Source organism: Neptunomonas sp., from assembly GCF_016744175.1.
Lineage (GTDB): Bacteria > Pseudomonadota > Gammaproteobacteria > Pseudomonadales > Balneatricaceae > Neptunomonas.
The window spans coordinates 107,000-122,073 of the sequence record NZ_JADGEV010000002.1 but is presented as its reverse complement, the minus strand read 5'-3'; the positions used below and the strand labels follow the sequence as shown (position 1 = coordinate 122,073).

Below are 15,074 nucleotides of genomic sequence, written 5' to 3'. Positions count from 1 at the left end.
GTGAAATATATTTCTACACGTGGGCAAGCGCCTGCACTTAACTTTGAAGAGGTTTTGTTAGCTGGCTTAGCAAGTGATGGTGGTTTGTATGTGCCAGAAAACTTGCCTGTTTTTAGCCAGGAAGAGATCGCTAGTTGGGCAGGGCTTTCTTATGCTGAGCTAGCTTTTAAAATCATCTCTCCTTTTGTGAACGATTGCATTGATGATGCTGATCTCAAGCAGATGATTGATGAAACATATGCAGGTTTTAATCATTCAGCTGTTGCTCCTTTAAAAGAGTTAGGCACAAATGAGTGGGTGTTGGAGCTATTTCATGGTCCAACCTTAGCTTTCAAAGATTTTGCTCTACAGTTGCTAGGTCGTTTAATGGATCATGTGCTGGTGAAGCGTAATGAGCACTTAGTGATCATGGGCGCTACATCGGGTGATACCGGATCAGCTGCGATTGAAGGTTGTCGTCACTCAAAACATGTGGATATCTTTATCCTACATCCGCATAACCGTGTTTCGGAAGTGCAGCGCCGTCAAATGACCACTATTCTGGATGAGAATGTGCATAACATCTCATTAGAAGGGAATTTTGATGATTGCCAAGAAATGGTTAAAGAAAGCTTTGCAGACCAGAGTTTCCTTAAAGGGATGAAGTTGGGCGCGGTTAACTCGATCAACTGGGCGCGTATTATGGCTCAGATCGTTTATTACTTCTCAGCTTCCTTGGCTGTAGGTGGCCCGCATCGCCCGGTAGCGTTTTCTGTACCCACCGGAAACTTTGGTGACATCTTTGCCGGTTATCTTGCGAAGAAGATGGGCTTGCCTATCACTCAGTTAGTGGTAGCAACCAACCATAATGATATTCTGCATCGTGCTATTTCTAGCAACGATATGTCCAAAAGTGAGTTGGTGCATACCTTGTCACCCTCTATGGATATTATGGTCTCATCTAACTTTGAGCGTATGTTGTTTGATATCTATGACCGTGACGGTGCCGCTATTGATGATCTGATGAAGCGTTTTAAAACAGAATCAGTACAGCTGGATGCTTCACGTTGGGATAAAATGCGTGAGCTGTTTGATAGCTGTGCGGTTGATGATGAAACAACCTGTCAGATTATTGCTGATGTACATGCAGAAACAGGTTATTTGCTTGACCCTCATACTGCTATTGGTGTGAAAGCGGGCCGAGAATGTAACCGTGATACAGCCGTTCCAATGATTGTTTTGGCAACAGCTCATCCAGTGAAATTTCCTGATGCTGTCCTTAAAGCTAATCTGGAGTCGCCTGATTTACCTGCTCATATGGAAGGCTTATTTGATCGAGAAGAGAAGCTAACAGTCTTGGATAATGATATCTCTGTTGTGCAACGTTTTATTGCAGAACATGTGCATTCTGAGTCATAACGACTGTTGCTTTTAGCTGTTGTAGTTTGGTAGTTGAAAAGGTCCGATATTAATCGGGCCTTTTTTGTTTTCTGATAAAAGGAGAGAGTGTGAAACACGTAACCATTCATCGTCGTGGTGTGCCTGATGAGCATTCTCCTATATTTAAAGAAGTAAGCAGCGCTTTGGCGCGTATTTACGCTGCGCGAGGCATCCAAAGCCAAAAGCAGCTGGGGCGTAACTTAAAAGAATTACTGCCTGATACACACATGAAAGGGATGGATGCCGCTGTCTCTCGTTTGTTGCAGGCTGTGAAAGCCAATGAGTCGATTATGATTGTTGGTGATTTTGATTGCGATGGAGCAACCAGTACCGCTGTTGCTGTATTGGGGTTGCGAATGATGGGGGCTGGTAATATTGATTACCTAGTGCCGAATCGTTTTGAGTATGGTTATGGTTTAAGCCCAGAGATTGTTGATGTTGCCTTTACTCAATCACCGCAGTTGTTAGTCACGGTTGATAATGGAATCTCCAGTGTGGAGGGTGTGGCGCGTGCCAATCAATTGGGTATGGATGTTGTGGTAACGGATCACCACTTGGCTGGACATGTGATTCCGCAGGCCGTGGCGATTGTTAACCCTAATCAACCTGGGTGCAACTTTGAAGCAAAGTCGACATGTGGTGTGGGTGTTATATTTTATGTGTTGATCGCTCTGAGGCGTGCACTTCAGGCTGAGAATTGGTTTGAGGGAAAAAATATTCCTGCGCCTAACTTGGCATCACTACTTGATCTTGTTGCCCTGGGTACTGTCGCAGATGTTGTGGCGTTAGAGCACAATAACCGAACATTGGTATATCAGGGGTTGCAGCGTATTCGTGCAGGGTATGCACGTCCTGGTTTACTGGCATTAATAGAGATAGCAGGCAGGCGTAAAGAGCGTTTAGTAGCCAGTGATCTTGGTTTTGCTGTGGCGCCGCGTTTGAATGCGGCGGGCCGGTTGGAAGATATGTCGATTGGTATTGAGTGCTTGTTAGCAGATGATCCAGAGTATGCTCGTGAGTTGGCTCAAACGTTAGATCAGCTCAATTTAGATAGGCGTGCGATTGAACAAGATATGCAGCAGCAAGCATTGAGTTGGTTGGATGAAATGCACTTTGATATAGATACGCTACCGTACGGCGTGTGTTTGTATGATGATGGTTGGCATCAAGGTGTTGTAGGTATTCTGGCTTCACGCATAAAAGATCGTACTAACCGACCAGTCATTGCATTTGCTCCTGGTGACAATGGAGAGATTAAAGGTTCGGCTCGCTCCATTCCGGGTTTGCATATTCGTGATGCGCTCGATCAAATTGCTAGCAGATTTCCTGAGCTGATCAGTAAGTTTGGAGGCCATGCGATGGCGGCAGGTTTAACGATTGCCGCTACAGGCTTGGAGCGATTTAGAGAAGTATTTGATGAAGTTGTCCGAGAGCAGCTCTCTAAAGAAGATCTAGAGCAGCGATTAGAGACAGATGGCGCCTTACAAGCTGCAGATATGACACTTGCATTAGCTGAAAGTATTCGAGAAGCCGGACCATGGGGGCATCAGTTTCCGGAGCCTTTATTTGATGGTGTTTTTAGAGTATTACAGCAAAGAATTGTGGGGCAGCGGCACCTGAAAATAGTATTGATGGAGCTATCTTCAGGTTTAGCTCTTGATGGTATTCAGTTCAATACAGATTTAGCTGTATGGCCTGACGACAGTATTCATCGTGTTCGTGCTGTCTATAAATTAGATGTAAATGAGTTCAGGGGACAGCAATCAGTTCAGTTAATGATTGAATATTTGGAACCTGTTGTTGAGGAATAAAAGGAAGATAAAATGAAAGATTTAACACTGACTGAGTTGGCTACCTTAATTGCTGTTTTTGAGCGTGCAGCGATAGCCGATCAGGATAAAGAAGAGTTGGAGATGCTTGAGCGGATAAAATTGTCTCATGCAGAAAGACTAGAGTTGGAAAGCATGGACTTTGATGATTGTCTTGGTGGCGCGTGCAAGCTGTAAAAACTGTGCATATAAAGTCTAGTGATATATTTTGGCTAATAGCAGAGTAAGAACATGACTGAATTGAAACCTTATTATATTGGTGCTCATGTTAGTGCAGCAGGAGGCGTTGAGAATACGCCTCTGAATGCTCAAAAGTTAGGCGCAAATGCGTTTGCTTTCTTTACAAAGAATCAGCGCCGCTGGGAAGCAAAGCCGCTAACGGAAAAAAGCATCTCTTTGTTTAAAGAGCGTTGCCAAGAGTTAGGTTTCTCATCAGAGCAAATACTGCCACATGATAGTTACCTTATTAATTTAGGCCATCCCGAAACTGAGGCTTTAGATAAGTCGCGTTTTGCTTTTGTTGATGAGATGAAGCGTTGTCAGCAACTAGGGTTGAAATACTTAAACTTTCATCCGGGCAGTCACTTGCGCGCCTTATCAGAATCCGAATGTATAGAGAGGGTGTCCGAGTCAATTAACCTTGCTTTACTAGAAACGGATGAGGTGATTGCTGTGATTGAAACCACAGCCGGGCAAGGGAGTAACTTGGGCTATGATTTTTCTCAAATTTCTGAAATTATCAATGGAGTTTCTGATAAGAAAAGGGTTGGCGTGTGTATTGATACTTGTCATATATTTGCCGCAGGCTACCCCTTGAATACACATAAAGAGTGCCAGAATACATTTAATGATTTTGCGGAGAAGGTGGGTTTTGAGTATTTGTGTGGTATGCACTTAAATGATTCAAAGGCGGCCCTGGGGGCTCGTGTCGATCGTCACCATAGCCTTGGTGCAGGTGAAATAGGTTTAGAAGTCTTTAAATTTATTATGCAAGACAGGCGTTTTAGAGGGGTGCCCTTGGTGCTGGAAACGATTGATGAAACTGTTTGGGCTGAAGAGATTCAGATGCTGCGAAGCTTTATATAAGCTGAATGGCGAATATTGAAATAGAGGACTATACTGAGGCCAACTTAGACTGATCGTGCCGGTTCATTATGTCGCTAAAAAGTATTGCCAAAACAACATGTTGGCAGTTTTCTTTGTTTTTCTTTCTTTTGCTGACAAGTGTGTCGGCTATAGTGAAAGCAGACTCTAGCTATGGCCAAACCGTTTTAGTGATCAATTCTTATCACCAAGGCTTTCCATGGTCGGATGGAATCTATTCGGGTTTCAAGAAAGCTTTAGATGAAGCTGGCTTTCCAATTGACTTACACGTTGAATACCTAGATACCAAACGCTTTCCAATCAAAACAATGTTCCCTTTGGTTGCCTCTGTGTTGGCTGAGAAAAGTGTTAGCCACTTTGATGTTATTGTTGTTACTGACAATAATGCGTTGAGTTTTCTAATGAAATATCGGCAGTCACACTTTGCCGGTATCCCCGTAGTCTTTGTTGGTGTTAACTCCTATTCTGAATATTTAATCGGTAATGATAAGCTCATTACAGGGATTGCTGAAACGACGGCTCCAGATGCTAATTATAAACTACTGATGTCTATGCATCCTGATATGACCGAAGTTGTCTTATTGAGTGATGCTACTCCAACCGGATTGGCTGAGCAGAAGCGTTTTAAACTTGCGGCTCAGCAATATAAATCCACATTCTCTACTCGGTCGATTAGTGACTGGACGCTATCCGAGCTCAAGCAGCAGCTTTCTGAATTAAAGCCTGGCACTATCGTGTTTAGATTGCCTTTGCATAAAGATAAAAATGGCCTCTCGATGACGTTGAAAGAGAGCATTGGTATTCTATTAGAGAGTACATCGGTCCCTATTTATTCAGCATGGGATACTGCTATAGCAGAAGGTGTAGTCGGAGGCTATGTAGCAACGTCTTCTCTACAAGGTGCTGTGGCTGCTGAGTATTTACTAGAAGTGCTTCGTGGTAAGTCTATTGATGAGTTGCCCATTATTCTTGAGAGTCCAGCTGAATCTGTTTTTAATGGTGTAGCGCTCCAAAAACACGGCATTGATCAAGAGAATATTCCGCAAGGCAGTCTTATTCTTAACCCTATTGAACCGGAAGAGTTTTCTAATTACTTGATCATCCCTCTTGTTTTTTTGTTCTTCATTTTAACAGGCGGTATTTTTGAGTGGAGTAGAAAAAGGAATGAGATTTCGTCGCTCAATGATGAGTTAGAGCATGTTGTTGATGAAACATTGTTGTTAAGAACGTTGATGAACTCAAATCCTGATCATATTTATGCCAAAGGTCTGGATGGTCGATACCTAGATTGCAATCAGGCGTTTACCGCTTTTGTAGGGCAATCACGTGAGAGCGTTATAGGCAGTCGTGTTGAGGATTTTTTCACAGAAAAAAATATACATTTAACGAATGAACAAGATGCAATGGTATTCGCAAAAGATGAGGTGATTTGCAAAGAAATTTGGGTGGCAGGAAGGTCTGGCGCAGATCAGCTAATTGAGTGTATGAAAACTCCCTTAAAGAATTCTGATGGAAAAGTGATTGGGTTATTGGCTGTAAACCGAGACATTACTAGCCGGCACTTTGAAAATGCATTGCTAAAACAGAGCACGCGAGTGCTAGATATGCTGATTCGTGGTGTTTCATTGAGCAGTATTCTTAATGAAATTGTAAAAGGTATAGAAGGTGTTTATTCGAATAGTGTGTGCTCTATTCTGTTATTAGATAAAGAAAAAAAACATTTTCTACGTGGTGCTGCTCCTAGCTTGCCTGAGTTTTATAGTGAGGCTATTGATGGATTAGCAATTGGGGTGGGGGTGGGTTCTTGTGGCACAGCTGCAAGTATTGGTGAGATGGTTATTAGCGCGGATATTCAAAATGACCCTTACTGGAGTGACTATAAAGAGCTCGCTGCAAAAGCTGATTTAGCATCATGTTGGTCTCAGCCCATTTTTGGTTCTACACATGATATTTTGGGTACGTTTGCCATTTATCACCACTACCCACTTGAACCAAGTGATGACCATATAGCAATGATGGAACAAGCATCTCAATTGGTAAGTTTGGCGTTGGAACGCAAGCAAGTTGAAGGGGACTTACAGAAGCTATCTAGAGCTGTTGAACAAAGTCCAACGATGGTGTTGATTACTGATGAAAAAGGAAAAATTGAGTATGTGAATGAAGAGTTTACGGATGTTACCGGATACTCCTTGGATGAAGTTAGAGGGCAAACTCCCGCAATTTTAAATGCAGGAGAAACTGCGCCAGAGTTTTATGCTGAAATGTGGGATGTCATACTTGCGGGGCATGATTGGCATGGAGAAATTCGCAATAAAACTAAGTCTGGGCAGCCTTATTGGTCAATGCTCTCTATTTCTCCTATCCTTGATGAAGCACATGAAATTACACATTTCATAGGCGTTAGTGAAGATATCTCAGCACAGAAAAAGACATTGGAACAGATAGAACAGCTTGCTTTTTATGATCCGCTTACACTGCTAGGAAATCGGCGTTTATTTAAAGAGCAGTTAGATGTAGAGCTCAAAAAAGCAAAGAGGAACTCTACAATTTTTGCGCTATTTTATCTGGATTTAGATAACTTTAAACAGATAAATGACACTTTAGGGCACGATGTTGGTGATGGTTTATTGCAGGCTATTGCCGATAGGTTAAGAGCTACGTTACGACAGTCAGATTTGATTGCGCGTATTGGGGGCGATGAGTTTATAGTGCTGTTGCCTGATGTTAGTGGGCCTGCTGAGGTAGCTGCAGTCGCAAATAAATTGCTCAAGGCAATTAGCCGCCCCGTCTTACTTGGGAGCAGTGAAGTAAAAGTTACGATTAGTTTAGGTATTACTATGGTGCCTACTGATGGTGATGACTGGGCAGTGCTGATGAAAAATGCCGACCTAGCAATGTATGAAGCTAAGCATAAGGGGCGAAATAACTTTCAGTTTTTCACTCATGAAATGAATGATGAAGTAGTGAATCGTGCCAGCATGGAGCAGGAACTACGAAATGCGCTAAAAAATAATGAGTTTTGTATTCATTACCAACCGCAATGGACCATTCTAAAAGAGCTACAGCCTGTTTGCTTGGAAGCATTAGTGCGTTGGGATCACCCTGAAAGAGGGCGAGTGTCTCCTGGTGAGTTTATTCCGATAGCTGAAGAGCTTGGTTTAATTGTTGAGCTAGGTGAATGGGTGTTAAACGAAGCGTGTAGCCAAGGGCGTTCGTTAATTGAGGCTGGGTATTCCATTCGTATAGCCGTTAATCTATCTATGCGTCAGTTTTTTGATCCAGAGTTGCTGAATAAAATCAAAAAAGCGTTGGAATTAAATGACTTTCCTGCATCGCTACTTGAGTTAGAAATAACTGAATCTATGATTATGGAGGAGGTTGATGTTGTTGTTGATACTCTACATCAGCTTAAACTTTTAGGGGTTTCTTTAGCTATTGATGACTTTGGAACAGGATACTCTTCGCTTAGTTACTTAAAACGTCTGCCTTTTGATAATCTAAAAGTAGATGGATCTTTTGTTCGTGATATTCCTCAAGATAAAAGTGATATGGAAATTACTTCCGCTGTTATTGCTATGGCGCACAAACTGGGCTTGGCAGTGATAGCAGAAGGTATTGAAACACATGAGCAATTGGCTTTTTTGAGAGAAAATGGCTGTGAAATGGGGCAGGGCTTTTTACTTGCTCGCCCGGCGCCGTTGGATGAAATAATGAAATATATTGATGTTGAAATGGATTCACAAGAAGATTAATTTTGCCTGCTTTTAATACCTTATTGCAATCAGTCGAGCAGCTTTAGAAGTTCCTCGCTTGTTTCTCGCTAAAACTGATGGTTTTGGTCTCCGTTACTAATCAGACTATACTGCGTAAAGATCGTATTTCTTCCATTGTGTTTATTTTGCTATTTTAACTAGAACCTAGACCTGTGTTTTATTCACTTTGATGGAGCATTGCCGATGAGCAAGCACTGGAGCCCTGCATTTAGCATCGCTGATTTTGAGGTAGAAGAAGACACAGTTATCTGTGATAGCTTTTATCAGATGCGAGAAATAAAGCTACGTCATAAGCGCTTTGAAGGTGGGGGAATAGAGATTACAAGAGATCTCTTTTGGAGGCCTAATGCGGTGTGTGTACTTTTGTACGACCCTAAGCGAGAGGTTGTTGTTTTAATTGAGCAGTTTCGCATTGGTACAATCGATCACCCTCGCAGTCCGTGGTTGCTGGAACTTGTTGCAGGTCTTGTTGAGCCTGGCGAAACTATTGAAGAGGTAGCTCGGCGAGAGAGTATTGAAGAGGCAGGGGCAGAAATACTACAACTTGAGCATATTAGCCGGTTTACTCCAAGCCCAGGTGGAGCCAGAGAGTATATAGATTTGTATTGTGGCTGTGTGAATAGTGATGGCTTAGGTGGTGTTCATGGGCTGGAAGGTGAGGGAGAGGACATTAAAGTACATTTGTTTCCTGTTGATGTTGCGGTAGCGATGTTGAAGACGGGCGATGTGGATAATGCTGCTGCAATTATTGCAATACAGTGGCTACAGTTAAATAAAGCGGTGATAAAAGAAAAATGGAGCGTTGACGCTGTATGAAACGTAAATATGTGCCTGATTTAACGCGGCAAATGGCCATATGTGAGGTCAACTATGCCCGCTTGAATAAGCTAATGCCTGATTTGGAAGAGTGCGATATGCGCGAGTTCCGTCTGGTATGCGGAGAGCATCAGACGCAAATACGGATTGAAGTAGAAGAGCGGTTTGTTTACACCACTACATTACAAATTTCGCAACAGGAAGAAAGTGGTTCGTCATGGCTTGAATCTCCCGCGCTGATTGTTAGGCTTTATCATGATGCCAACATGGCGGAAGTGATTTGTCTGAAACGTCGTCGCCAATTATCTGGAGTGTACCCCTATCCTAATCGTGAAATGCATCAGCCGGATGAGAAAGTACAGCTGAATAATTATTTGGGAGAATGGTTAAGTCATTGTCAGCAGCATGGGCAATTTATAGAACCTGTGTTTACTGCCTAATGCATATGACGCGTATTATTCAAGTTACCGACTGTCACTTGCAAGCTGGTGAAGATGATCTGTTTAAAGAGGAGAATCCGGAGCAGCGCTTGCTGGCTGTTCTCGATGACGTAAGAGCTACTCATCCTTGTCCTGATATATTGCTGCTGACGGGTGACCTCGCTCATCACGGTTACAGCACCGTTTATGATCGTTTGCAATCCTATACAATCAATATGGCGACAGCTATTCGTTGGATTCCCGGCAATCATGATGATGCCAGCAAAATGCTGGAATACAAAAGCCTTTCAGGAAAAGTTGTGGTGGAAGGGGCGTGGTGCGTTATTTTATTGGATTCTACCTCCGAACCCGATGGTGCGGGTGGTGGCGCGCTCAGTGGTGCGCAGTTGTGTTGGTTGGATAACGTTGTGAATGAGTATCCTAACCATTTCATACTTATAGGGCTGCATCATCCGCCTGTTAACGTTGGAAGTCTCTGGCAAGATAAGATTATGCTTTCTAATAAAGAGATTTTTTGGAAGCAAGTTGCTTCGTATGAAAAGTTAAAGTTAGTGTTATGTGGACATCTTCATCAGGAGCATCAAATACATCGAGAAAATGTAGCAGTATTGGTCACACCAGCAACAGCGCCTCAATTTGCAGTGGGTACTGATACGCCGTTGTTAGAGCCTGATAGAGATCTCTCGTTACCAGGCTATAGGGTTATCGATCTGTTTGATGACGGTCGGTATGAAACAATCGTAAAACGAGTCCCTTTCTGAGCTTGCATCCCATTGAAACCTTAGGTAACTTCTTCTAAACACTGTAAGGATAACCAGTATGTTGTTGCCGTTATTTATCTATATACACGGCTTTAATAGTTCGCCAGATTCAGTGAAAGCACGATTATTTGGGGAATATCTTAAAGCGAATCATAAACAGGCCGATATCGGTGATTATTCCGTACCTGCATTATCGCATTGGCCGTCAAAAGCGATAATGCAGCTAGAAGCATTGATAACTGAAAATCCGCAGCGTCCAGTTTTATTAATTGGTAGCTCATTAGGTGGATTTTATAGCTTATGGTTAACAGAACGTTATGAAAATTGCACAACAGTACTGGTGAATCCAGCGATCTATCCTTATCATTTATTAGCTGAGTGGTTAGGAGATAATGAAAATCTATACACGCATGAGCGTTATACGTTAACGCGAGAGCACTTGACTCAGCTAGAAGCCTTGGCTGTAGATAAGGTGGCAGATCCTCAGCGTTATTTATTATTAACGCAAACAGCGGATGAAACGTTGGATTATCGTGAAGCGGTTGAGTTTTTTAATGAATCTCCTGCTTTTATCCAGCCCGGTGGTAGTCATGGTTTCGATCAATTTGAAAAACTGATTCCTGCGATTATCAGTTTTTCCAGGGGGCAGCTAGTGTTACCAGAAGCGAACCCTTTACCTTCTTTTATAGAGTGACAGGAATAAATAAATAGATGTCAACGCAATATACAGCTGACTCGATAGAAGTCTTAAGTGGGCTGGACCCGGTTAAACGACGTCCAGGTATGTATACAGAAACTGACCGTCCTAACCATCTAGCGCAAGAAGTTATTGATAACTCAGTCGATGAAGCTTTGGCAGGGCATGCTAAGCAGATCGATGTGATTCTGCATAAAGATGGATTTTTGTCTGTCAGTGATGATGGACGCGGTATGCCTGTTGACCTACACCCTGAAGAGGGCGTTAGTGGAGTTGAGCTTATCCTCACTCGCTTACATGCAGGCGGTAAATTCAATAATGACAACTACAACTACTCCGGTGGATTGCACGGTGTTGGTGTCTCTGTTGTGAATGCATTGTCTAAGTTGCTTGAAGTACAAATTAAGCGCGATGCTAATGTGTATAAAATCGGATTCGCCGATGGATTTAAAGTCTCTGAATTAGAAGTGATTGATACCTGTGGTAAGCGTAATACCGGGACTACCGTTCGCTTTTTAGCAGATCCGCAATATTTTGACTCACCCAAATATAGTGTCCCTCATCTTAAACATAATTTACGTGCCAAAGCCGTTCTTTGCCCTGGGTTAAAAGTTACTTTTACAGATCAGAGTAGCGGTAAAAACGAAAAGCAAGAGTGGTATTACGAAGACGGACTTAGTGCATATCTTCGTGGAACAACGCAGGTATTTGAAACGATACCTGAAGAGCCCTTTATCGGCTCCTTGCAAGGAGAGGAAGACGCTGTTGAGTGGGCGGTGCAATGGTTACCTGAAGGGGGAGAGTTAACGTGTGAAAGTTTTGTTAACCTCATTCCAACAGTGCAAGGCGGAACCCATGTTAATGGGTTCAGAACCGGCTTGCTTGAGGCGATGCGCGAATTTTGTGAATTTCGCAGCTTGTTACCGCGAGGCGTGAAATTAACAGCGGACGATATTTGGGAGCGTTGTGCTTTTATCCTCTCAGCAAAAATGCGTGACCCTCAATTCTCCGGCCAAACTAAAGAGCGACTCTCATCTCGGCATATTGCTGCCTTTATCTCGGGCTCCGCTAAGGACGCTTTTTCACTGTGGCTAAATAGCCATGTTGAAGAGGGAGAGCAATTAGCTGAAAGTGTCATTGCTAATGCTCAGAAACGTTTACGCTCTAGTAAGAAAGTAGTGCGTAAGAAAATTACTCAAGGTCCAGCACTTCCCGGTAAATTGGCTGACTGTGCCGGTTCAGAAACAATGCGTTCTGAACTGTTTCTGGTGGAAGGTGATTCTGCTGGTGGTTCTGCCAAGCAAGCGCGTGACAGACAATTTCAGGCAATTATGCCGTTACGTGGGAAAATACTGAATACTTGGGAAGTTGATTCTGGAGAAATTCTGTCATCGCAGGAAATTCACGATATTTCAGTGGCAGTGGGCGTCGAACCAGGCTCAGATAACTTGGAAGGTTTGCGCTATGGAAAGGTCTGCGTGTTAGCCGATGCCGATTCTGATGGTGCACATATTGCTACCTTGATCTGCGCATTATTTTTACGCCATTTCAAACCCTTGGTAGATGCCGGGCACATTTATGTTGCTATGCCGCCGCTATATCGTATTGATGCGGCTAAAGATGTGTTTTATGCACTGGATGACGCTGAGAAGAACGGCATCGTGGAACGCATACGTGCCGAACGCAAAAACGTTAAAATTAATGTACAGCGATTCAAAGGGCTGGGGGAGATGAATCCCCTGCAATTACGTGAGACAACAATGGATCCAGACACACGCCGTTTAGTACAGCTCACTGTTGACGCTGAAGATAACGCGCATGAGATGTTGGATATGTTGTTAGCTAAAAAGCGCGCCGCTGATCGTAAAAGCTGGCTGGAAAGTAAGGGTGACCTGGCTCAAAAGTAGTCAGTTGGATGGATGTTGAGATATGAGTGAAGTAATAACAGACGATAGCATTGAGCGTTTACCCTTAAAAGATTTCACCGAAAAAGCGTACTTGGATTACTCCATGTATGTCATTTTGGATCGTGCTTTACCGCATGTAGGTGATGGAATGAAGCCGGTACAGCGTCGTATTGTTTATGCGATGTCTGAACTTGGGTTAAAGGCCTCAGCTAAGCATAAAAAATCAGCGCGTACTGTGGGGGATGTGTTAGGTAAATACCATCCTCACGGCGATAGTGCTTGTTATGAGGCGATGGTGTTGATGGCGCAGCCTTTTAGCTACCGTTACCCATTAATTGATGGGCAGGGGAACTGGGGATCACAAGATGATCCTAAGTCCTTTGCTGCCATGCGATATACCGAAGCAAAGCTAGCAAAGTATGCAGAAGTATTGCTACAGGAAGTCAGTCAAGGAACCGTTGACTGGTTGCCTAACTTTGACGGTACTATGGTTGAGCCTGCAGTTTTACCTGCTCGATTGCCTAATATTTTACTGAACGGTGGTAGTGGTATCGCGGTAGGTATGGCGACTGATATACCACCGCATAACCTGCGTGAAGTCACCTCGGCATGTATTCACCTGCTGGATAACCCAAAAGCTGACATTGCTGAATTGTGCACTTTTGTTCCTGCGCCTGATATGCCAACGGACGCGGAGATTATATCGTCACCAAGTGACCTGCAAAAGATTTACGAGACTGGCCGAGGCTCAGTACGTATGCGTGCTGTGTATACGCAAGAGCAAGGCGATATTATTGTTACTGCGCTGCCTTATCAGGTGTCGGGTGATAAAATTCTTGAACAAATCGCTCAGCAGATGCAGCAGAAAAAACTACCGATGGTAGCTGATCTGCGAGATGAATCGGATCATGAAAACCCCACACGTTTAGTGATTATTCCACGTTCAAATCGCATCGACGCAGAACAGTTGATGGCGCATCTATTTGCCTCTACTGATCTGGAAAGAACCTATCGCGTCAACATGAATATGATCGGTGTTGATGGGCGCCCTCAAGTGAAAAATCTACGTATGATTTTGACTGAATGGCTAAGTTGGCGCACGGGTGTTGTGAGAAGCCGGTTAGAGCATCGTTTATCAAAAGTGCTGGATCGCTTACACATTCTTGAAGGTTTGATGGTCGCGTATCTGAATATAGATGAAGTGATTGCTATCATCCGTTATGAGGATGAGCCTAGGCAAGAGTTGATGAAGCGGTTTAGTCTGAGCGAGACTCAGGCTGATGCAATTTTGGACCTTAAACTGCGCCACCTTGCTAAGCTAGAAGAGTTTAAAATTAAGTCTGAGCAGGATGAGCTTGATGCTGAGCGTAAGCGCCTTGAGTTGATACTGGGTTCAGACCAGCGTATGCGCACACTGATCAAAAAAGAACTCAAAGACGATATGGAAACCTATGGTGATGAGCGCCGCTCACCTGTTGTAATACGTAGTGAAGCTCAAGCCTTTAATGAAAAAGATTTGCTGTCTTCTGATCCTGTGATGGCAATTATATCTAAGCAAGGCTGGATTCGCGCAGCTAAGGGGCATGATATAGATGGTGCAGGCTTGAGTTATAAGTCTGGGGATAGCTTTAAGCTAGCGTGTGCGGGGAGAATGAATCAGCCGTTGATTTTGCTAGATTCGACTGGACGAAGCTATACTCTTGAGTCGCATACTCTACCGTCAGCGCGCGGCCAGGGTGAGCCGATCACTGGGCGGGTGACGCTTCAAAAAGGAGCCACAATTGAGGCGGCTGTGTCTGGAAAAGACAATGATAAGATCCTGTTGGCATCTGATGCAGGGTATGGATTCATTACATCGATTTCTGACCTTTCCAGTAAAACTAAAAATGGTAAAGCTGCTCTTACATTACCCAAAAATGCCCAAGTGTTAGGCCCTGTGAAAGTTGAAAATATGGAGCAGGCCTTGTTAGCCGCGATAACCAGTGAAGGGCGCTTATTGGTGTTTCCTGTGGCAGAGCTGCCGGAGTTGGCGCGAGGTAAGGGAAATAAAATCATTAACATTCCGTCTGTGCGTGCCGCAACACGAGAAGAGATTGTTTGTGATGTTGTTGTGTTGATGCCTGACTCAATACTGCAAGTGCATGCGGGGCGTCAGCATCTTAAGCTAAAACCTTCTGACCTTGAGCATTATCGAGGAGAGCGTGGGCGACGAGGTAACAAATTGCCGCGAGGTTATCAGCGTGTAGATAAGCTGGAGGTGATGAGTAGTAAGACTGAAATACTAGACTCGTAACCTAGTATTTCAGATTATTGATGCGTATTGCGATG

At 43.6% G+C, this 15,074-nt stretch carries 11 protein-coding genes; all 11 read left to right on the top strand.

Translation table 11 applies throughout. The features are described from left to right. The gene (thrC, locus tag QZZ55_RS01585) at positions 1-1,398 is read left to right on the top strand and encodes a threonine synthase (RefSeq protein ID WP_293264603.1); all 1,398 of its coding nucleotides are present in this window, start codon (positions 1-3) and stop codon (positions 1,396-1,398) included. Positions 1,399-1,487: 89 nt separating this feature from the next. Then, positions 1,488-3,230, top strand: coding sequence for a single-stranded-DNA-specific exonuclease RecJ (recJ, locus tag QZZ55_RS01580; RefSeq protein ID WP_293264601.1), 1,743 nt, complete (start codon positions 1,488-1,490; stop codon positions 3,228-3,230). Between the two features lie 12 nt (positions 3,231-3,242). Then, the gene (locus QZZ55_RS01575) at positions 3,243-3,425 is read left to right on the top strand and encodes a hypothetical protein (RefSeq protein ID WP_293264599.1); all 183 of its coding nucleotides are present in this window, start codon (positions 3,243-3,245) and stop codon (positions 3,423-3,425) included. A 54-nt stretch (positions 3,426-3,479) separates the two neighbouring features. Then, complete coding sequence (gene nfo / locus QZZ55_RS01570) at positions 3,480-4,334, top strand: deoxyribonuclease IV (RefSeq protein WP_293264597.1); 855 nt, start codon at positions 3,480-3,482, stop codon at positions 4,332-4,334. A gap of 68 nt (positions 4,335-4,402) precedes the next feature. Beyond that, positions 4,403-8,104 (top strand): ABC transporter substrate binding protein, encoded by a 3,702-nt coding sequence (locus tag QZZ55_RS01565; protein WP_293264595.1) that lies wholly within the window; start codon positions 4,403-4,405, stop codon positions 8,102-8,104. Positions 8,105-8,308: 204 nt separating this feature from the next. Next, complete coding sequence (locus QZZ55_RS01560; RefSeq protein ID WP_293264593.1) at positions 8,309-8,941, top strand: NUDIX domain-containing protein; 633 nt, start codon at positions 8,309-8,311, stop codon at positions 8,939-8,941. Continuing rightward, positions 8,938-9,381 carry a DUF1249 domain-containing protein gene (locus QZZ55_RS01555; protein ID WP_293264591.1) on the top strand — a complete coding sequence of 148 codons (444 nt, stop codon included), beginning with the start codon at positions 8,938-8,940 and terminating at the stop codon, positions 9,379-9,381. The genes QZZ55_RS01560 and QZZ55_RS01555 overlap by 4 nt, the downstream gene beginning before the upstream one ends. 5 nt (positions 9,382-9,386) lie before the next feature. After that, positions 9,387-10,142: a metallophosphoesterase gene (locus QZZ55_RS01550; protein ID WP_293264589.1), complete on the top strand. Its 756-nt coding sequence runs from the start codon at positions 9,387-9,389 to the stop codon at positions 10,140-10,142. Between the two features lie 58 nt (positions 10,143-10,200). Beyond that, on the top strand, positions 10,201-10,836 hold the full coding sequence (locus QZZ55_RS01545; RefSeq protein WP_293264587.1) for a YqiA/YcfP family alpha/beta fold hydrolase: 636 nt from the start codon (positions 10,201-10,203) through the stop codon (positions 10,834-10,836). 17 nt (positions 10,837-10,853) lie between these two features. Then, the gene (gene parE, locus QZZ55_RS01540) at positions 10,854-12,746 is read left to right on the top strand and encodes a DNA topoisomerase IV subunit B (RefSeq protein WP_293264585.1); all 1,893 of its coding nucleotides are present in this window, start codon (positions 10,854-10,856) and stop codon (positions 12,744-12,746) included. A gap of 22 nt (positions 12,747-12,768) precedes the next feature. Next, a complete protein-coding gene (parC, locus tag QZZ55_RS01535; protein WP_293264583.1) occupies positions 12,769-15,039 on the top strand; it encodes a DNA topoisomerase IV subunit A in 2,271 nt (756 codons plus the stop codon). Positions 15,040-15,074: the final 35 nt, after the last annotated feature.

Coding starts and splice junctions, on each gene's coding strand:
- QZZ55_RS01575 (WP_293264599.1), top strand. CDS start 3,243: ATGAAAGATTTAACACTGACTGAGTTGGCTACCTTAATTGCTGTTTTT.
- nfo (WP_293264597.1), top strand. CDS start 3,480: ATGACTGAATTGAAACCTTATTATATTGGTGCTCATGTTAGTGCAGCA.
- QZZ55_RS01565 (WP_293264595.1), top strand. CDS start 4,403: ATGTCGCTAAAAAGTATTGCCAAAACAACATGTTGGCAGTTTTCTTTG.
- QZZ55_RS01560 (WP_293264593.1), top strand. CDS start 8,309: ATGAGCAAGCACTGGAGCCCTGCATTTAGCATCGCTGATTTTGAGGTA.
- QZZ55_RS01555 (WP_293264591.1), top strand. CDS start 8,938: ATGAAACGTAAATATGTGCCTGATTTAACGCGGCAAATGGCCATATGT.
- QZZ55_RS01550 (WP_293264589.1), top strand. CDS start 9,387: ATGACGCGTATTATTCAAGTTACCGACTGTCACTTGCAAGCTGGTGAA.
- QZZ55_RS01545 (WP_293264587.1), top strand. CDS start 10,201: ATGTTGTTGCCGTTATTTATCTATATACACGGCTTTAATAGTTCGCCA.
- parE (WP_293264585.1), top strand. CDS start 10,854: ATGTCAACGCAATATACAGCTGACTCGATAGAAGTCTTAAGTGGGCTG.
- parC (WP_293264583.1), top strand. CDS start 12,769: ATGAGTGAAGTAATAACAGACGATAGCATTGAGCGTTTACCCTTAAAA.